Below are 18,388 nucleotides of genomic sequence, written 5' to 3'. Positions count from 1 at the left end.
TCAGAGAAGGGCTCTGCGGCTCAATTCACGGTAGGCCGCCAAGGGATCTTCGGCCCAGGTGACGTTCATCATCGCTACGCCGGTGGATAACCTGGCGTGGTGAATCGATGCGGGAGTACCGGCGATGACGACCGGGCAGTCGATACCGCTCAGCAGCCTGGGCAGTTGGGACAGGTTCAGGGCGTGACTGGAATACAACAGCACGCCGCGTGCCTTGAGGCGTTCGACGGCTATTGCCAGCTCACCTGCCGGTATCGGTCCGTCGAATACCTCCACCGGGCAATCGGCGTTGCTGGCCAGCCAGGCGGTGATCCACAGGTGGGGTTCCAAAGGCTCGTCCGAATGGTTGACCAGTAGCAACGGCGTGCCGCGTAGCTGGCGGTTGTTGTGGTAAATCCGGCTGCCGAATTTGCTGCGTAGCCAGGAGTGCAGGAATACCCGCTCCAACTGCGCCCCGAACTGCCCCTGCCAACGCAACTGCAGATCGCTCAGCAAGGGCAGCAGCAACTGTTCACATACCGTCAGGGGCGGGTAGAGCGCCATGGCCTGGTTGACCAAATCATCGATTTGGCGCTCGGCCAGTTGCGTGACGGCCACGATGAGGGCGTTGCGCTGGCGATGCCAATCATTTTCCACAGGCTCGGCTGGCGGTTGCGGTGCATCGAGCAAGGGCTTGATCTTGCTCACTGCCATCCCTCGGTTGATCCAGGTGAGGATGGTCTGGATACGTTGTACATGCTCGGCGCTGAACAACCGGTGGCCCTTGGGCGTGCGGTGCGGCACGATCAAGCCATAACGGCGTTCCCAGGCCCGCAGCGTGACGGCGTTGACACCGGTCCGGCGCGCGACCTCGCGTATCGGAAGCCAACCCTGTGCCAGGGCCTCGGCGAAGTCCGCACCGAGGTCTTCCCGAGCGCTCGAATCCGGTTCGCGCGCCATCAGATAGCGTTCCGCAAGCTGAGGTTTTCCGGATGCGGTTGCAGGTAGGCCTGCTGTGCCAGATAAGGATCGGGATGTTGGCGCAAGTGATGCTTGAGCAAGGTCAGCGGCACCACCAGCGGTACGATGCCGCGTCGATACTGGCCGATGAGGTGCTGCACTTCCTGTTTGTCTTCGCTGTCGATGACATGCTTGAGATAACCGCTCAGGTGCTGCAAGACGTTGGTGTGGGTGCCACGGGTGGCGCATTTTTTCAACGCGGCCATCAGTGCACTGAAGTAGCGTGGCCCCAGTTCGTTGGGATCGGTCTTGCCCATGCTGCCCAACAGGTTGCCCAGCGCCTTGTACTGCACCGGATTGTGGGCCATCAGCAGGTATTTATAGCGGGAGTGGAATTCGATCAGATCCCGGCGGGTCAGGTGCTTCTGGCGTAATGGCTGCCAGGCTGCGTAGGCGAAAACCCGGGTCAGGAAATTCTCCCGCAGCACCGGATCGTTGAGGCGGCCATCCTCTTCCACTGGCAGGTCCGGGTGCCGGTCACAGAACGCCTGGGCATACAGGCCGCGTCCACCACCGCCCTGCGGCACGCCGTTATGATCGTAGACCTTGACCCGTTCCAGCCCACAGGACGGTGACTTCTGCATGAAGATGTAGCCGCAGATGTCACCCAGGGTGTCAGCCATTTGCTGACCGTATTCGGCCAACGGCCGTGTCACGTTCAGCTCAGGCGTCACCGTGCCGACCGCTTCGGGATGCTGCGGGTTACCCACCAGCCGGATGGCTTCTCTTGGAATGCCCAGCCCGATGGCAACTTCCGGGCACACCGGTATGAAATCGAAATGCTCCGCCAGTTGCTGGCTGCACAGTTGCGACTGTTTATGACCGCCATTGAAACGGACTTGTGCGCCCATCAGGCAGGCGCTGATGGCGATCTTCGGCTTGGCGACGGTTCCGTTGGACATGGGCACCTCTGATTTCATGATATTGTACAAGGTTATATTTTTGTACAATTATTCCATCATAGATTTGCGGGCGCGCAAGTCAACCGGTTTCAGCGTGCAGGGTAGAGACGGCATGTTCGCAGACAGGCTGCTGTCTGTTGCGACAGCAGCGGTAGCGCGGAGTGAAACGAATTACTGCAGGCTGGCGTGCAGTCGGCGGGCGGCATCCTGGCCACTGAGCCATGCGCCTTCGACCCGGCCGGACAGGCACCAGTCGCCACAGACATACAGACCCAGGTCGGCATCGGCCAGGGCGCCCCATTCGTGGTTGCCGGCGGGACGGGCGTACAGCCAGCGATGGGCCACGCTGAAGCTGGGAGCAGGCATTGCGCTGTGCAGCAGTTCGGCGAATGCACCGTGCAGATGCTCGATCACCGCTTCCTTGGACAGGTCGATGTGCTGCCGGCTCCAGTCGCTGGTGGCGTGCAGCACCCAGGTGTCGAGCCGGCTGTCGCGTCCCGGCTTGCTGCGGTTACGCGCCAACCAGTCGAGGGGGCTGTCTTGTACGAAGCAGCCCTCCATGGGAGTGTCCAGCGGTTTCTCGAAGGCCAGGGCCACGGCCCAGGTCGGGTCCATTTTCACCCCGGCCGCCACCCCGGCCAGCTTTGGCACGGCTGCGAGCAATGCGGTGGCTTGAGGAGCAGGGGTGGCAATGACAACCTGGCCGAAAGGGCCGTGAGTGAAGCCTTCCGCGTCCTGCAGGTGCCAATGCTCCTGGCCGCGGTACACCTCGGTGATCCGGCAAGAGAACTGCACTTGCAATTTGCCGAGCAAGGCGCGGGTGATGGCGCTCATGCGTGGGGTGCCGACCCAGCGGGTCTGCTCATCCGGCGAGGGCGTCAGTTGCCCGCCCTGGGAGTTGTAAAGCTGCGGGTTCCATTCCGCCGCCCAGCCATTGGCCTGCCAGCGCTGCACTTCGGTCACGAAGCGGCGATCGCGGGCGGTGAAATATTGCGCGCCCATGTCCAGTGAACCGGCGTCGCTGCGTTTGCTGGACATGCGTCCGCCGCTGCCATGGCTTTTATCGAAGAGTTGAACGACATGCCCGGCCTCCGTCAGGGCCTGGGCGGCTGAGAGTCCGGCGATGCCGGTGCCGATGATTGCGATAGGTACAGTCATGAGGGCCTCGTTTACCTTTCTGTACAGACTACGCCGTCGTTTAAACCTGTACAATTCGGGTTTTTGGTATAAGTTTTTACCGTTCGCGTTCGACAGGTTGTCCTATTGTTAAAACAGACCCTGTCCGATACGAAAAATCCCTGCTTATAAAAATAGACTAATGGGCCGGGTAAAACGCGATGAGAGGATCACCTCATGCACATATTGCTGACCGGCGGTACTGGTTTAATCGGACGCGAGCTTTGCCGTCACTGGCTGGAAAAGGGGCATCGTCTGACGGTATGGAGTCGTCGGCCCGAACAGGTGGCGGACCTCTGTGGAGCGCAGGTGAGGGGGATCGCCAAGCTCGACGAGATCGACGATCCGGTGGACGCTGTGATCAATCTTGCCGGCGCGCCGATTGCCGACCGACCCTGGAGCCACAAGCGCAAGTTGCTCTTGTGGAGCAGTCGCATCACCCTGACGGAAGTGTTGTTGGCCTGGTTGGAGCGTTGCGAGCAGAAACCCCGGGTGTTGATTTCCGGCTCGGCGGTGGGCTGGTACGGTGACGGTGGCGAGCGTGAGCTGACTGAAGAATCGGGACCGGTGAGCGAGGATTTCGCCAGCCAACTGTGCATCGCCTGGGAGGAAACCGCGCAACGGGCCGAGGCCACGGGGGTGCGTGTAGTGCTGGTGCGTACCGGCCTGGTCCTGTCCGCTGACGGCGGCGTTTTGTCGCGGCTGCTATTGCCCTTCAAACTGGCGCTGGGCGGGCGTATCGGCAATGGTCGGCAGTGGATGCCATGGATTCATATCGACGATCAAATCGCCCTGATTGATTTTCTTCTACACCGCGATGATGCCAGCGGTCCTTATAATGCCTGCGCGCCGAACCCGGTGCGCAATCGTGACTTCGCCAAGGCCTTGGGTGAGGTATTGAACCGGCCTGCGGTGGTGCCGGTGCCGGAGTTGGTGTTGAAAGTCGCGTTGGGAGAAATGTCATTGCTGTTGCTGGGCGGCCAGCGTGCCATGCCGGCCCGATTACAGTCGGCGGGTTTCATTTTCCGGTTCACTGATTTGCCCGCGGCGCTGGACGACTTGTCCCCCCGCTTTTGAAATAGGACGTTGCATGACCGATCACGCGTTGCTTCTGGTGAATCTGGGTTCGCCTGCTTCCACCTCGGTGGCCGATGTGCGCCGCTACCTCAATCAATTCCTGATGGACCCATACGTCATCGACTTGCCCTGGCCGGTGCGGCGGTTGCTGGTGTCGCTGATCCTGGTCAAGCGCCCCGAGCAATCGGCCCACGCCTATGCGTCGATCTGGTGGGAGGAAGGGTCGCCGCTGGTGGTGCTCAGCCGCCGGTTGCAACAGGCGATGACCGCACAATGGACTCAGGGCCCGGTGGAATTGGCGATGCGCTATGGCGAACCGTCCATTGAATCGGCGCTGGTGCGCCTGGCGAGCCAGGGCCACAAGAAGATCACGTTGGCACCGCTGTATCCGCAGTTCGCCGACAGCACCGTGACCACGGTGGTCGAGGAAGCCAGGCGTGTCGTACGGGAGAAGGGACTCGATGTGCAGTTCTCGATTCTCCAGCCATTCTACGATCAGCCGGAATACCTCGACGCGCTGGTGGCCAGCGCCAGACCTTATCTGGCGCAAGACTATGATCACCTGCTGCTCAGCTTCCATGGCCTGCCGGAACGGCACCTGACCAAGCTCGATCCAACGGGTTTTCACTGCTTCAAGGACGCTGACTGCTGCAAGAATGCGTCGTCTCAGGTCATGGCCACCTGTTACCGCGCCCAGTGCATTCGCAGCGCCGAATTGTTCGCCAAGCGCCTGGGGCTGGCGGATGGGAAATGGTCGGTGTCCTTCCAGTCGCGACTGGGCCGTGCCAAGTGGATCGAACCTTATACCGAAGCACGGCTGGATGAGCTGGCCAAAAGCGGTGTGAAGAAGGTGCTGGTGATGTGTCCGGCATTCGTGGCGGACTGCATCGAAACCCTGGAGGAAATCGGGGACCGTGGGCGTGAACAGTTCCGCGAGGCGGGCGGGGAGGAACTGGTGTTGGTACCGTGCCTCAATGATCAGCCGCAGTGGGTAAAGGCATTGAGCACATTATGCGAGCGGGCACCGATCGCTCTATAGAGTTCAAAGGCCCTTTCGCGGGCAAGCCCGCTCCCACATGGGATCTCTGGTGTACACAAGTCCTGTGACCACCCAAGATCCACTGTGGGAGCGGGCTTGCTCGCGAAGAGGCCCTATCAGATAACACACCTATCAGATCAGCGGCTCATCCGCCTTCTTGTGCTTCCAGCTGTCATTTCCCGGCAGGATCAGGTTCAACCCTATCGCCACCACTGCGCACAGTGCGATGCCCTTGAGGCCGAAGTCGTCCGGGCCGGTGCCGGTGCCGATCAGCACGCCGCCGATACCGAACACCAGCGTCACCGAAACGATCACCAGGTTGCGTGCCTCGCCCAGGTCGATCTTGTGGCGGATCAGGGTGTTCATGCCCACCGCTGCAATCGAACCGAACAACAGGCACAGGATCCCGCCCATCACGGGTACCGGGATGCTTTGCAGCAGCGCGCCGAACTTGCCGATGAATGCCAGGGCGATGGCGAAGATCGCCGCCCAGGTCATGATCTTCGGGTTGTAGTTCTTGGTCAGCATCACCGCGCCGGTGACTTCGGCGTAAGTGGTGTTGGGCGGGCCACCGAACAGGCCGGCGGCGGTGGTGGCGATGCCATCGCCGAACAGGGTGCGGTGCAGGCCGGGCTTTTTCAGGTAGTCGCGACCGGTCACGCTACCCACGGCGATCACGCCGCCGATGTGCTCGATGGCCGGAGCCAGGGCCACCGGTACGATGAACAGGATGGCCTGCCAGTTGAACGCCGGCGCGGTGAAGTTCGGCAGCGCGAACCACGGTGCGGCGGCGATCTTCGCGGTGTCCACCACGCCGAAGAAGAACGACATGGCGAAGCCCACCAGCACGCCGGAAATGATCGGCACCAGGCGGAAAATGCCTTTGCCGAACACCGCGACGATCAGGGTGGTCAGCAGGGCCGGCATGGAGATCATCATCGCGGTCTGATAGTGAATCAGCTCGGCGCCGTCACCGGCCTTGCCCATGGCCATGTTCGCGGCAATCGGCGCCATCGCCAGGCCGATGGAAATGATCACCGGACCGATCACCACCGGCGGCAGCAGCCGGTCAATGAACCCGGTGCCCTTGATCTTCACCGCCAGGCCCAGGAAGGTATAGACGAAACCGGCCGCCATCACGCCGCCCATGGTTTCCGCCAGGCCGAACTGGCCCTTGGCGAGGATGATCGGGGTGATGAATGCAAAGCTGGAGGCCAGAAACACCGGCACCTGGCGCCCGGTCACCACCTGGAACAGGATCGTGCCCAGGCCGGCGGTGAACAGTGCGACGTTCGGGTCCAGCCCGGTGATCAGCGGCATCAGCACCAGTGCGCCAAAGGCGACGAACAACATCTGGGCACCGGACACCACCTGCCGCCAGAGCGGGTCGTTGAACTCGTCCTGCATGCTCAGGCGTCCTTCTGCTTGGTGCCGAAGATCTTGTCACCGGCATCGCCCAGGCCCGGGATGATGTAGCCGTGCTCGTTGAGCTTCTGGTCGATGGAGGCGGTATAGATGGTCACGTCGGGGTGGGCGTCTTCCACCGCCTTGATGCCTTCAGGCGCGGCCACCAGCACCATGGCGCGGATGTCCCGGCAACCGGCCTTTTTCAGCAGGTCGATGGTGGCGACCATGGAGCTGCCCGTGGCGAGCATCGGGTCGATGATCATCGCCAGGCGCTCGTCGATTTCCGGCACCAGTTTTTCCAGGTAGGTATGGGCTTGCAACGTTTCTTCGTTACGGGCCACGCCCACCGCGCTGACCTTGGCTCCCGGGATCAGGCTCAGCACGCCTTCGAGCATGCCGATGCCGGCGCGCAGAATCGGCACCACGGTGATCTTCTTGCCGGCGATTTTCTCCACCTGGACCGCTCCGGCCCAACCGTCGATGCTGTAGGTTTCCAGCGGCAGGTCCTTGGTGGCTTCGTAGGTGAGCAGCGCACCGACTTCCTGAGCGAGCTCACGGAAGTTCTTCGTGCTGATGTCGGCGCGGCGCATCAGGCCGAGTTTGTGTCTGATCAGCGGATGGCGGATCTCGAGGATGGGCATGGGAAGGCTCCGGCGGCGGGCAAAAAAACCGGGCTAGATTAATCTATCCGGGGATGTTGTCCTATAGACAATACAGAACGTTAGTCCACAAACGCTTGATCTGGCCTCGCTTGATGCGTACCTTTGCCGGCTTTTCCGAACCGTCCCTCCCCTCAAACGCCACTGGAGAGCGCCATGTCCGCTGATCTCGAGCATATCCGTCAAATCATGCGAGAGGCTGACTGCCTGTACACCGAAGCCGAAGTCGAAGCGGCCATCGCCCGTGTCGGTGCGCAAATCAACGATCAATTGGCCGATAGCAACCCTGTGGTGTTCTGCGTCATGAACGGCGGGCTGATTTTCTCTGGCAAGCTGCTGACTTATCTGAACTTCCCGCTGGAAGCGTCTTATCTGCACGCCACCCGCTACCGCAACGAAACCAGCGGTGGCGACCTGTTCTGGAAAGCCAAGCCGGAAGTCTCGTTCATCGACCGCGACGTATTGATCATCGACGACATCCTGGACGAAGGGCACACCCTGGGCGCGATCATTGACTTCTGCCGACATGCCGGTGCCCGCGCGGTGCACACCGCCGTACTGATCGACAAGGACCATGACCGCAAGGCCCGTCCAGACCTGAAGGCCGATTTCGTGGGTCTGCCCTGCGAGGACCGCTACATCTTCGGCTATGGCATGGACTACAAGGGCTACTGGCGCAACGCCAACGGTATTTTCGCCGTCAAGGGGATGTAATCGATGAACCTGCCGAGCTTTCTGGATGAGGCGCTGTTCGGTGCGTTAGCCGAGAAAGCGGCGGCCAATCCCCGCGGGCGACAACACCACAATTTCCACCAGATGGACGAGCCGTGCCACCGTATGGCGGTGGGGTTGCAGCCGTCCACGTACATCCCGCCTCATCGACATCTGAGCGCCGACAAGGCTGAAACCTTGCTGGTCCTGCGGGGGCGTCTCGGTGTGTTGATCTTCGACGAGGCGGGTGCCGTGATCGACAAGCGTGTTCTGCAAGCCGGGGGCGATTGCCTCGGTGTCGACTTGCCGGCGGGCGTGTATCACGGTCTGGTGGTGCTGGAGGCCGATAGCCTGATGTTCGAATGCAAGGCCGGTCCTTACCGGCCTGTGGGCGAGGGTGAACTGGCTCATTGGGCGCCTCGCGAAGGCGAAGCGGGCGTGGTCGAATACCACGCCTGGATGCGCGCCCAGTTCGACTGATCACCGCGGCCCTTGTGGCGAGGGGATTTAGCGAAACGTCGCACCACCCCGCTCAAGTGCGCAGCGCTCGCAAGTTCTCGGTCAGGATTGAAATCGCAGGGGCTGCTTCGCAGCCAGCGGGGATAAATCCCCTCGCCACAGGATTCTTTCCCGCAGATCAGGCGCGCCCCGTTTCCACCCACTGCTCACTCTTGACCCGTGCCTGTTCCAAGGTCTGCACATACGCCAATTGGCGCTGCTCGCGATGGACACCGGCGCGGCGCAATTTCAGGCGCACCCGTGGGGTGGTCGCCACCAGAATCAGGCCGATGCCCTGCCTGCGGTAATCCTTGAGGATATTGTCAAACGCGGCCAATGCGGTCATGTCCAGCATCGGCACGGCACTCATTTCCACGACGACCACCCGCACACCTGGATCGAACTTGCGCAGCACGTCCAGAGCTTTTTCCGCCGCGCCGAAGAACAACGGGCCGCGAATGGCGTAGCAACGCACATGCTCTGGCATGTCCAGCAACGCTTGATGGAACTGGCGTGGCAATTCGGCACTGTCGGTCAGTTCGCTCATGCGCTTGATGAACAGCCCGGCGGCCAGCAGCAGGCCGACGGCAACGGCCAGGACCATATCAAACAATACCGTCAGGCTCAGGCAGGTCAGCAACACCAGTACGTCGCTGCGCGGGGCAATGCGCAGGGTGTGCAGCACATGCCCGGCCTCGCTCATGTTCCAGGCCACCATCACCAGCAATGCGGCCAGCGCGGCCATGGGCAGGTAGCTGAACAGCGGCGCCAGCAGCAACATCGCCAGCAGCACCACGAGGCTGTGGATGATCGCGGCCAGCGGAGAAGACGCGCCGCTGCGCACATTGGTGGCGCTACGGGCAATCGCCGCCGTGGCGGTAATGCCACCGAAGAGCGGCGCGACCAGATTGCCCAAACCCTGGCCCATCAGTTCGGCATTGGGATCGTGCTTGCTGCCGGTCATGCCGTCCGCCACTACGGCGCACAACAGCGATTCGATGGCGCCAAGCATGGCAATGGCGAATGCGGGCGCCATCAGCTGGCGAATCAGGTCGTAGGAAAGCTGCAACGGTCGACCGTTGCTGTCCGGCAGGTTCCAGGGCCAGTCGAAGGTCGGCAGGAACGGCGGAATACCTGGGTGGCTGACGCCATCGACCATATAGCTGAAGCGTTCGCCCAACGTCGCGATCGGCCAGCCAGCGAGCTCCAGCGCTACACCCAACAAAGCCCCGACGAGCAGCGCGACCAGATGCCCCGGAACGCGAGGGACCCAGCGTGGCCAGGCAATCAGCACCGCCAGGCAAGTGATGCCGACGACGCCATCGCCCAATCGGGCGCTGGGCAGCGCCAAGATCAGCGCGCCCAGCTGTTCGATGTAGTGCTGGGCCTGGCCGGCAGTATTCAGACCGAGCAGATCCTTCAACTGCAACGTGGCGATGACCACGCCGATGCCGGCGGTGAAACCGAGGATGACCGGATAGGGGATGTACTGGATCAACCGTCCGGCGCGCATCAGCCCCAGGGCGATCAGGATCAGGCCGGCCAGCATCGTGCACAACAGCAGGCCGCCCACTCCATATTGCTGGGTAATCGGGAGCAGGATCACCACGAACGCGGCGGTCGGCCCACTCACGTTGAACCGCGAGCCACCGGTGAGGGCAATCAGCGGCGCGGCGACCAGCACCGTGTACAAGCCATGTTGCGGCGGTACGCCGACGGCGATTGCCAGGGCCATGGCCAGGGGAATGGCAATGATGCCGACGGTGAGCCCGGCCACCAGGTCGCCGCGCAGGCGATCGAGGGTGTAACCGGCGCGCCAGGATTGGCGAAAGGCGGCGAACAGAGGCAGGGCGGAGAAGGACATGGGCACTCCACACAGAGGATTGGACAAACGCCTGACCTGTGGCGAGGAGCTGGCTCCCTTGCCACAAAAGACATCACCACATCTTGCGCAATGATGGCCCTTTGAGTATGCCGCGCTCGGGGCCCGGATGTATTGATCCGGATCGTTTATTTTCAACGACCGTGCCCATGCTAGAGTGCCAGGCCAAGATTCCGGAGCCTGCCAATGAGTGTATCGACCCGCCGCCGCACCGCTTTGCTGTTGCTATCCAGCCTGACCCTTGCGGTCGAAGCCGCGCCGATGCACAGCCAGTTCCTGCCACCCGATGACCTGACGGTGCGCCAGGAGCAACCTGATCAGCAGCAACTGCTGCAAGTCACCGAATATTCGGTGGTGCTGGGCAACCAGCGCCAGTCCAACCAGCAACCGATCCCGGTCACTTCGCCTTTGCTGGTACGCCTCAAAGGCAAGCCCCTGAACAAGGGCGCCACCATCAGCCAGGTGATCCTCAACTTCGATGGGGAAAGTAAAAGCCTGAAGAAACCGGTCTTCGACGAGGCGAGCAAGACCCTGACGTTGTCTTATCCACAGGCCCATTACCGGGCAGTCATCGATTTACTGCGTAACGACACGGTGTATGTGCAGTTTCTCAGTTACCCCAACGGCCACATCTGGGCCGACCTGCACACCGGGGCCGTACGCCCGCGTTGAGCCCCGGCCCCTGCCGGGGGTAAACTGCCCGCCCCCGTGAACTGTGCGAGTTGGAGCCGGCAATGCGTAAAGACAAGAAACAGGTGATTGGCGATGAAATTGGCGATGAACAGATCAAGCTGTTCCTCAATTTCGAACCGGCCGATGCTACCTCGCCGTCGCTGCACAAACTGATCAAGGGCTACCGTGGCCTGCGGGTCGACGATTTCGAACGGTTCCTGACGTTTTTCGTCGAAGCCGGCTACGACCTCAACGGCAAGGATGAGCACGGTAACGATTTCGTTGCGCTGATCCAGGACCAGCGTAATGCCGAAGAGTACATCGAACTGTTCAACAGGGCGCGTGGTTGATTGCAGGCCAGCGGGAGCGAGTGTCCTCGCCTCGACGCAATGTCCAGATAAAAAAACGCCCCGCTCTCGGAACAGAGCGGGGCGTTTTTCATGGGGGGCAAATCAAGCGTAGCTCGGGGTCTCGCTGCTTTCTTCAACCAGTCCCAGCGCAATGTTGTTCTGCGTATTGATCTTGCGATACAGCGCCGCATCGGTTTCCAACACTTTTTCCCGGGCCGGGAAGATTTCCGCGAGCTTGGCGGCCCACTCACCCTTGGCCTTGTCCGGGAAGCAGCGCTCGATCAGCTCGAGCATGATCGAGACGGTGACCGAAGCGCCTGGCGATGCGCCGAGCAGGGCGGCGAGGGTGCCGTCCTTGGCGGCCACCAGTTCGGTGCCGAATTGCAGGACACCGCCTTTCTTCGGGTCTTTCTTGATGATCTGCACCCGTTGGCCGGCCACTTCCAGGCGCCAGTCCTCGGCTTTCGCCTCGGGGTAGAAGCGACGAAGCGATTCCAGGCGTTGCTCCATGGATTGCATCACTTCGCTGATCAGGTACTTGGTCAGGTCCATGTTGTCGCGGGCCACGGCCAGCATCGGGCCGATGTTTCCGGCGCGTACCGACAGCGGCAGGTCCATGATCGAGCCGTGCTTGAGGAACTTGGTGGTGAAACCGGCGTATGGCCCGAACAGCAGGGATTTCTTGCCATCGACCACGCGGGTGTCCAGGTGCGGTACCGACATGGGCGGCGAGCCCACCGCGGCCTGGCTGTAGACCTTGGCCTGGTGATGCTTGACCACGTCCGGGTTGTCGCAACGCAGCCACTGGCCGCTGACAGGGAAGCCGCCGAAGCCCTTGCTCTCCTCGATGCCTGAAGCTTGCAGCAAGGGCAATGCCGCGCCGCCGGCACCCAGGAATACGAACCTGGCGTCTACATCACGGCTGGCGCCGGAGTTGACGTCCTTGATGCTCACGGTCCAGCCACTGCCGTTGCGCTTGAGGCCGGTGACGCGCTTGCAGTACTTGACCTGGGTGTCCGGAGCGCTGGTCAGGTGCTTGAGCAATTGATTGGTCAGGGCGCCGAAGTTGACGTCGGTGCCGTTCATGACGCGGGTGGCGGCGATGACTTCATCGGCCGGTCGGCCTGGCATCATCAGCGGCATCCACTCGGCCATCTTGCCTTTGTCTTCGGTGTATTCCATCTCGGAAAAAGCGTGATGCCGGCTCAGCAGTTCGAAACGCTTCTTCAGGAACGACACGCCTTTCTCGCCCTGTACGAAACTCAGGTGTGGCACCGGGGCGATAAAGGATTTGGATGAGCCGAACGTGCTTTTCCTGGTCAGGTATGTCCAGAACTGCTTCGACACCTCGAACTGGGTGTTGATGTGCACGGCTTTCTTGATATCGACAGTGCCGTCGGCCGCCTGGGGCGTGTAGTTCAGTTCACACAGCCCGGCGTGGCCGGTACCGGCGTTGTTCCATGGGTTGGAACTCTCCGCGGCACCGGAATCCATCAGCTCGACGACTTCCAGCGAGATCGCGGGGTCGAGCTCCTTGAGCAGCACGGCCAGGGTGGCACTCATGATGCCGGCCCCTACCAGAACTACATCGACTGCTTCGTTATGCGCCATTTAACGCGTCTCCAAAATCTGCAGCACCAAATTGTCGGCATGGCGGCCAGGATTGGCGGGGCAGGTCGGTTGCGCCCCAGGTTCCCATGGCCAGTTACGCCATGTCCGAATCTTCGCAATTTTTCGCAACACTGCGGATGCATGCAGCCTGGCCTCAAGAGTCCCATGAACTCATTTAAGCGCCGGGCGGGCAATTCGACTTATGGCCGAGACATCCGTTCGTGCAACCAAATCCGTAGCGGACAGGCTTCAGGCGACGGTTCTTGAGCGATATCCGGTCCTGTGTCGTTGGGCTGTTCCAGACGCCAATGGTGCTTGTTCAGACGCAAAACTATTCATTTGCTCGCCACACTCTTGTGAAGTTGTGAAAACCCGTTTTTTCACGCTCTTTTGAAGACGTGAACCTCAAAAAAGGGCTGTCCCAGCCTGGCACCGCGCCCGGTTGACTCGCCCCCCATGTAGTACATGACAGGCAAAACGGGCAGACAGCTCAGTGACCGAGCGTAATGACAGCTCTGCAGATTCGCGAAAAGTGGTGACTTGCCCGGAAACAGGGGGCGCGCCAGCTTCACTCGATCTGTGTGGGCGGCTCTCTGTGGGCGATGCTGGGTGCCGATGACAGTGCATCAGCGGTGTTGCGAGGCCCGATCAGGAGACGTCCTTATAATCGGGGGGAGATTGTAACGAAGAAACGCAGGGAAATGGTCGTGTTTTATGACTTTTATTAGCCGTCCGGTCAGATGGCCAACAGTTGGCGGTTGCGGGCACGGGCACAAAGCGGTTGTACCCGGGCGCTGGCAGGCAAAGGCTGGTTCAGCCAGCTAAGGCGGATTTCGTCGATTTCCACCCAGCCTTCGCCCATGGGTTGCAGGCTGCATTGCTTGAACGCCTGGCAGCGGCCGTCGCGGTCCAGCAGGGCGAAGCTGCGGTGTTGCGGGCGCGGGGTGAACAGCGAAATGAGAAAACGCATGATCGAATACCGTATCGGGGAGCCTGGAGTCAGCCTGACAGCGGGCCGTGACATGTCGGTGTAAGGACCGTGACAATGGAGTGACAGGAACCGGGATTGGCGGCTCATGTCATATATTTCAGTATTTGTCGGCTAGTTCGCCGCCCTGGCGCACCGCTATACTGCGGGCCTGTCAGTGCCCGATTCTGGAGAGAAGAGCATGTTGCAACGCCTGTTGTTCGGTTTGATCGCTGTGACCAGTCTGACCCTCGTCGGCTGTGCCCACAGCCCGCAACAACTTAACCCGGAACCCAGGCTCAACGCCCAATTGGCGCCTGTGGGGCGCGGCCAGCCGGTGGTGGTGCGGGTGGTGGACGGTCGTCCGTCGCCGACTCTCGGCACTCGGGGCGGCCTGTACCCGGAAACCAGCGTGATCACGGTGCAAGGCGCCCAGATCCTGCCCAAGCTGCAAGCCCAGGCTGAAGCGGCGGTACGTTTGCTGGGCTTCACCCCGACCCCGAACGCGATGAATGCACCGCAACTGACGGTCACCCTGGCCGAGCTGAAATATCAATCGCCCAAGGAAGGCATGTACGTGACTGAAGCCACCATCGGCGCGACTTTCCGCTCCGACGTGCAGAACGCCAACCGTCGCTATAGCGGTCGGTATGGCGCTTCGCTGGACCAGCGCTTCGGCATGGCGCCCAACCAGGACACCAACACCAAGCTGGTCAGCGACGTATTGAGCGACGCCCTGACCCGACTGTTCAAGGATCCGACCATTGGCCAGGTGCTGGCCGAGTAACACTTCCCGGTCTTCCAGGCAATTCAACCCTGTGGGAGCGAGCCTGCTCGCGATGGCGATGGCACATTCGAAATCAATGTGACCGATAAATCGCTATCGCGAGCAGGCTCGCTCCCACAGTTGTTTTTCATGCAGCCTGCGAGTACAACTCCAGCACACTGATGCCGGTCAGCAGGTCGGTCTCGGGCAGGTCGGCATGTTCATGGCCGCCAAGGGCGCAATACACCAGCCAGTGCCGATCCTGTACGTTGAAGGACAGGCTGCCGACAAGGTTCTGTTGTTCCTCGCTCGGGGTGATGAGGTAGAGGCGATCCTGGTTTTCAGCGTGGAGCATGGCGGGGTCCGTGCAGGTTTTTGACGGGCGACAGAGTGGCCTGCTCAGATGACGAAATCGTGACAGCTGAAATTAATCTCTGGCCCAGTCCAGCGGCAAGCAAGCCTTGCTCCACAGGTCGGAAAAAACACGGCAGGGCTGCGGGCTTTAGGTAGAATCCCCGCCCCGTTCGTCTGGTCGCGCTCCTTGAGGTTTTCGATGTCGCTGCATCTGCTTTCGCTGTTCGCCAATCATCCTGCCAAGCTGATCAACCTGATCGCCCTGCTGTTTGCCTGCCCTGGCGGTTGGTTGCTGCACGCTACGCGCCGTCGTGAACTGCGGGCGCGGGCCAGCCTCGAAGCGCGCAATGGCAATGGCGAAGAACGGTTCGAAGCGCTGCTGGACCTGGCGACCCAGCGCATGAACCGATTCTTCTACCGCTTCGGTTTCGGCTGCCTGGCGCTGGCGTTGTTGGTTTCCTGGATCAGCACGCAGATCCATTGAGGCAGCATTTGGCGCCTTACAGCGCCAACCCCGCCTTGACCCGATATTGATTACGCACCGGCGTCGCATATTGCAGCACCAGGAACGGTCGGTGTTCCTCCGGGCAAGCGTCCAGCCGGCGTTGCCATTCTTCCTGGGCCTTGGCCAACTCCTCGGCACCGAATACTTCGGCCGCTTTCGGAACTTCCAGTTGCGGGTCGGCGTCGGCCCACTGGGCGTAAGCCAGGTAATGCACCGGGAACAGGCGATAGCCACCGAGAATCTGCCGGTCCATTTCCTGGGCCAGTTGCTTGGTGTCTTCGAACAGCTCGGTGATCGGCGCGGCGAAGTTCACGTGTACCCGACCCTTGTAGCCGGTGATGCCTTTGGCGATGCTCACGTCATCCTCACCCGGGGCCTTGGTGTAGGTGCCGGTGGTGGCGCGGATGTACAACTCCCGCGCCTTGGCCTGGTCGCACGGGTCGTATTCATAGCTGATGGACACGGGAGTGAGGTTCAGCGATTGGATGACTTCACCGAACGGCTCGTCCTTGCGACTCATATGGAACATCTTGAGGATCGCCGACTCGGTACGGTCGTCGCCGTCCTTGGCCCGGCCCTCGGCCTGGGCGATCCAGATCGAAGCGCAGTCGTTGCGGATCGAGTGGTTGATGTAGGCCGAAAGCAATTGATACGCCGCCAGCTTCTCCTTCCGACCGGTGAGAGAGCGGTGCACGATGAAGCTCTTGTTCAGGCGCATCAGGTCGCTGACGAAGGGTTTTTGCAGCAGGTTGTCGCCAATGGCAATGCGTGGGGTCGGCAAGCCAGCGTGGTAGACGGCGTAGTTGACGAAGGCCGGGTCCATCACGATGTCGCGGTGGTTGGCGATGAACAGGTAAGCACTGCCTGACTTGAATTGCTCCACCCCGGTGTAGGTCACGCCATCGGTGGCACGTTCGATGGTGTGGTCGACGTAGAACTCCACTTTATCCTGCAAGGTGGCGACCGAGGTCACGCCGGCGAACTCTCGACGCAATCTTTGCGCTATAAGAGGTTTGAGCATCCAGCCGAAAGCACCGGCCAGGCGCGGAAAGCGGAAGTGGGTGAGGATATCTAGAAACGCCTTGTCGCCGAGCAACCGTGCCAGCACCGCTGGGACTTCACTGTCGTCGTAAGGTCGGATGGCATCGAATTCGCCCATCATGCTCTCTTGTTGGAAACGGCTAAGGTAAGTTAAGGGTTCGATCAAAAAAACGACAGGGCACGGCCTGGAAAACAAGCCAGACGAAAATAGCCCTGCAAATAGACCGGCGATTATACGCACAAGTCACCTGGGAGGCCGCGATGCTGGAATCTGCTCTTTACGATTGTCCCTATTGTGGTGAAGAAGTTGAGACGACCGTGGACCTGTCCGGTGGTGACCAGACCTATATCGAGGACTGCCAGGTTTGTTGCAAGCCCATCACCTTCGTCTTGCAGGTTCACGAAGAGGAGTGGCATCTCACGGTCTACAGCGAAAACGAATGACGGGGGCGCCGATGCAGCGAATCTACGAACTGGAAAACCTGATGGAGGGCGAGCTGCTGCAAGGCATGCTCGCCAGCGAAGGCATCACGGCGTATCTGGCGGGGCGTGATTTGGTAGGCGGGATCGGTGAGTTGCCGGTGCAGGGCCTGCTGGGGCTGGCGGTGGAGGACGACCAGGCGCAACGCGCGAGGGAATTGATCGCGGCCTACAATGTCGCGTTGCCGTTGCCTGGTGATGAACCCGACAGTTATCCCGGCACGCTGGTCTGTTAGGCTCTGTACGAAAGTCTTGATACTCGTTCATGCTGCGTTGAAAACAGCCTCGCAATGCTCATGTACTCCAGTACACTGCGCTTGCTCGGCTGTTTTCGCCTTGCCTGACCTTCGTCTCAAGGCTTTTCGTACAGAGCCTAGGCTGGCGGTCGTTTGATCAAGAGTTGTGTTGCCCCATGTGTGGACGTTATGCCCTGTTTCGCTGGAACCCCGCTTTCGCGGCCTTGCCCGGCTTCCCCGCCGACCAGAAGGCCCAATGGAATATTTCGCCCAACGACTCGGTGCTGATGCTGCGGGCCGACGCCGAAGGTCGGCGCGAGGTGGCGCGGGCGCGTTGGGGGCTGACGCCGCCATGGTTGACCGACTTGTCGCGCACGCCCGCCCATGCCCGCGCCGAGACAGTGGCCGAGCAACCGATGTTCCGCGAAGCGTTGCGCCTGCGCCGCTGCCTGCTGCCGGCGAACGGGTTCTATGAGTGGCGTGGCGGCACGCGCAAGCGGCCTTTCTGGCTGACGCCGGGAGAAGGTTCGTCGCTGTTCTTTGCCGCGATCTGGGAAGCGTACCCGGTCCAGGAGCAGGTGTGGCTGAGCACAGCGGTCATCACCCAGCCGGCGGCGGGGCAACGGCGGCCGTTGATTCTGGATGAAGAGGGGCAGCGGATATGGCTCGACCCAGAGACGCCGTTGCATGCCTTGCATGGGCTGCTGGCGAGTGAGCCGGCGCTACTGCGCGAGCGGGTGCTGGCGAACCTGGTCAACGATCCGAAGCTCAACGGGCCGGAGTGCCTGACTCCGGCTTGAGTGTGCGGTGCCTGGGCTGGCCCCATCGCGAGCAGGCTCGCTCCCACAAGGTAGTTGCGGCGTTCCTATAATGTTCGTGTCGCCGCCAATTCCTGTGGGAGATTCTATGTTGCAGGGCAACCCTGCAATATCGGCTTCGGCTGGTATTCGCTCTGATTTTTCATCAGAGCGAATGCAACTCGGCAGAGCTTACGGGCAAGCACCACCAATGCCTGAGTTTTTGAAAAGCCTCTTGCCAGGTATGACTCGTAGAAGG

General features: G+C 61.1%; 21 protein-coding genes and 1 pseudogene. 11 read left to right on the top strand and 11 right to left on the bottom strand.

Annotated elements, in window-relative coordinates; all coding sequences use genetic code 11:
• The 3 genes from EGM97_RS24595 to EGM97_RS24585 all read right to left on the bottom strand — a co-directional run bounded on the left by EGM97_RS24595 (position 1) and on the right by EGM97_RS24585 (position 3,059).
• Positions 1 to 939 carry a MerR family transcriptional regulator gene (locus EGM97_RS24595; RefSeq protein WP_238962286.1) on the bottom strand — a complete coding sequence of 313 codons (939 nt, stop codon included), beginning with the start codon at positions 937 to 939 and terminating at the stop codon, positions 1 to 3.
• The gene (locus EGM97_RS24590) at positions 939 to 1,901 is read right to left on the bottom strand and encodes a YbgA family protein (RefSeq protein ID WP_238962285.1); all 963 of its coding nucleotides are present in this window, start codon (positions 1,899 to 1,901) and stop codon (positions 939 to 941) included. The genes EGM97_RS24595 and EGM97_RS24590 overlap by 1 nt, the downstream gene beginning before the upstream one ends.
• A gap of 171 nt (positions 1,902 to 2,072) precedes the next feature.
• A complete protein-coding gene (locus EGM97_RS24585) occupies positions 2,073 to 3,059 on the bottom strand; it encodes an NAD(P)/FAD-dependent oxidoreductase (RefSeq protein ID WP_238962284.1) in 987 nt (328 codons plus the stop codon).
• Between the two features lie 195 nt (positions 3,060 to 3,254).
• Here EGM97_RS24585 and EGM97_RS24580 point away from each other — a divergent pair, with 195 nt between their 5' ends.
• Positions 3,255 to 4,154, top strand: a complete 900-nt coding sequence (locus EGM97_RS24580) for a TIGR01777 family oxidoreductase (protein ID WP_238962283.1) — start codon at positions 3,255 to 3,257, stop codon at positions 4,152 to 4,154.
• Between the two features lie 13 nt (positions 4,155 to 4,167).
• Complete coding sequence (hemH, locus tag EGM97_RS24575; protein ID WP_238962282.1) at positions 4,168 to 5,193, top strand: ferrochelatase; 1,026 nt, start codon at positions 4,168 to 4,170, stop codon at positions 5,191 to 5,193.
• A 132-nt stretch (positions 5,194 to 5,325) separates the two neighbouring features.
• On the opposite strand, the gene EGM97_RS24570 is transcribed toward hemH, so the two are convergent.
• The gene (locus EGM97_RS24570) at positions 5,326 to 6,600 is read right to left on the bottom strand and encodes a uracil-xanthine permease family protein (RefSeq protein ID WP_238962281.1); all 1,275 of its coding nucleotides are present in this window, start codon (positions 6,598 to 6,600) and stop codon (positions 5,326 to 5,328) included.
• A gap of 2 nt (positions 6,601 to 6,602) precedes the next feature.
• On the bottom strand, positions 6,603 to 7,241 hold the full coding sequence (gene upp, locus EGM97_RS24565) for a uracil phosphoribosyltransferase (protein WP_053146541.1): 639 nt from the start codon (positions 7,239 to 7,241) through the stop codon (positions 6,603 to 6,605).
• A 174-nt stretch (positions 7,242 to 7,415) separates the two neighbouring features.
• Here upp and EGM97_RS24560 point away from each other — a divergent pair, with 174 nt between their 5' ends.
• Positions 7,416 to 7,973, top strand: coding sequence for a hypoxanthine-guanine phosphoribosyltransferase (locus tag EGM97_RS24560; RefSeq protein WP_053146539.1), 558 nt, complete (start codon positions 7,416 to 7,418; stop codon positions 7,971 to 7,973).
• A 3-nt stretch (positions 7,974 to 7,976) separates the two neighbouring features.
• A complete protein-coding gene (locus tag EGM97_RS24555) occupies positions 7,977 to 8,450 on the top strand; it encodes a WbuC family cupin fold metalloprotein (protein WP_238962280.1) in 474 nt (157 codons plus the stop codon).
• Between the two features lie 157 nt (positions 8,451 to 8,607).
• On the opposite strand, the gene dauA is transcribed toward EGM97_RS24555, so the two are convergent.
• Positions 8,608 to 10,332, bottom strand: a complete 1,725-nt coding sequence (gene dauA / locus EGM97_RS24550; protein ID WP_238962279.1) for a C4-dicarboxylic acid transporter DauA — start codon at positions 10,330 to 10,332, stop codon at positions 8,608 to 8,610.
• A gap of 204 nt (positions 10,333 to 10,536) precedes the next feature.
• On the opposite strand from dauA, the gene EGM97_RS24545 reads away from it, so the two are divergent.
• Both EGM97_RS24545 and EGM97_RS24540 read left to right on the top strand, forming a co-directional pair.
• Complete coding sequence (locus EGM97_RS24545) at positions 10,537 to 11,022, top strand: hypothetical protein (RefSeq protein ID WP_053146532.1); 486 nt, start codon at positions 10,537 to 10,539, stop codon at positions 11,020 to 11,022.
• A gap of 62 nt (positions 11,023 to 11,084) precedes the next feature.
• Positions 11,085 to 11,372: a PA4642 family protein gene (locus EGM97_RS24540; protein ID WP_238962278.1), complete on the top strand. Its 288-nt coding sequence runs from the start codon at positions 11,085 to 11,087 to the stop codon at positions 11,370 to 11,372.
• Positions 11,373 to 11,474: 102 nt separating this feature from the next.
• Here the strand turns inward: EGM97_RS24540 and mqo are convergent, their stop codons facing one another.
• Positions 11,475 to 12,983, bottom strand: coding sequence for a malate dehydrogenase (quinone) (gene mqo / locus EGM97_RS24535; protein ID WP_238962277.1), 1,509 nt, complete (start codon positions 12,981 to 12,983; stop codon positions 11,475 to 11,477).
• Positions 12,984 to 13,719: 736 nt separating this feature from the next.
• Positions 13,720 to 13,953 carry a hypothetical protein gene (locus EGM97_RS24530; RefSeq protein ID WP_238962276.1) on the bottom strand — a complete coding sequence of 78 codons (234 nt, stop codon included), beginning with the start codon at positions 13,951 to 13,953 and terminating at the stop codon, positions 13,720 to 13,722.
• A gap of 199 nt (positions 13,954 to 14,152) precedes the next feature.
• Between EGM97_RS24530 and EGM97_RS24525 the strand changes: the two genes are divergently transcribed.
• On the top strand, positions 14,153 to 14,737 hold the full coding sequence (locus EGM97_RS24525) for a YajG family lipoprotein (RefSeq protein ID WP_238962275.1): 585 nt from the start codon (positions 14,153 to 14,155) through the stop codon (positions 14,735 to 14,737).
• A 127-nt stretch (positions 14,738 to 14,864) separates the two neighbouring features.
• Here EGM97_RS24525 and EGM97_RS24520 read toward each other — a convergent pair whose 3' ends face one another.
• Entirely contained in the window at positions 14,865 to 15,071 is a 207-nt protein-coding gene (locus EGM97_RS24520; protein ID WP_238962274.1) for a hypothetical protein, read from the bottom strand.
• A gap of 198 nt (positions 15,072 to 15,269) precedes the next feature.
• Between EGM97_RS24520 and EGM97_RS24515 the strand changes: the two genes are divergently transcribed.
• Positions 15,270 to 15,554 (top strand): hypothetical protein, encoded by a 285-nt coding sequence (locus tag EGM97_RS24515; protein ID WP_238962273.1) that lies wholly within the window; start codon positions 15,270 to 15,272, stop codon positions 15,552 to 15,554.
• Between the two features lie 16 nt (positions 15,555 to 15,570).
• Here EGM97_RS24515 and EGM97_RS24510 read toward each other — a convergent pair whose 3' ends face one another.
• On the bottom strand, positions 15,571 to 16,737 hold the full coding sequence (locus tag EGM97_RS24510; RefSeq protein ID WP_238962272.1) for a 1-acyl-sn-glycerol-3-phosphate acyltransferase: 1,167 nt from the start codon (positions 16,735 to 16,737) through the stop codon (positions 15,571 to 15,573).
• Between the two features lie 140 nt (positions 16,738 to 16,877).
• Between EGM97_RS24510 and EGM97_RS24505 the strand changes: the two genes are divergently transcribed.
• The 3 genes from EGM97_RS24505 to EGM97_RS24495 all read left to right on the top strand — a co-directional run bounded on the left by EGM97_RS24505 (position 16,878) and on the right by EGM97_RS24495 (position 18,132).
• Positions 16,878 to 17,060 (top strand): CPXCG motif-containing cysteine-rich protein, encoded by a 183-nt coding sequence (locus tag EGM97_RS24505; protein ID WP_232776507.1) that lies wholly within the window; start codon positions 16,878 to 16,880, stop codon positions 17,058 to 17,060.
• A gap of 11 nt (positions 17,061 to 17,071) precedes the next feature.
• A complete protein-coding gene (locus tag EGM97_RS24500) occupies positions 17,072 to 17,332 on the top strand; it encodes a putative signal transducing protein (RefSeq protein WP_238962271.1) in 261 nt (86 codons plus the stop codon).
• Between the two features lie 176 nt (positions 17,333 to 17,508).
• On the top strand, positions 17,509 to 18,132 hold the full coding sequence (locus tag EGM97_RS24495; protein WP_238962270.1) for an SOS response-associated peptidase: 624 nt from the start codon (positions 17,509 to 17,511) through the stop codon (positions 18,130 to 18,132).
• Between the two features lie 104 nt (positions 18,133 to 18,236).
• On the opposite strand, the pseudogene EGM97_RS24490 reads toward EGM97_RS24495, so the two are convergent.
• Positions 18,237 to 18,388: pseudogene (locus tag EGM97_RS24490) on the bottom strand (IS110 family transposase); the annotation flags it as partial.

The sequence above is a fragment of the Pseudomonas sp. AF32 genome, from assembly GCF_022342325.2.
GTDB classification, from domain to species: Bacteria; Pseudomonadota; Gammaproteobacteria; order Pseudomonadales; family Pseudomonadaceae; genus Aquipseudomonas; species Aquipseudomonas uvaldensis.
The sequence above is the reverse complement of the archived record's forward strand: the minus strand, read 5'-3'. Positions and strand labels throughout refer to the sequence as shown.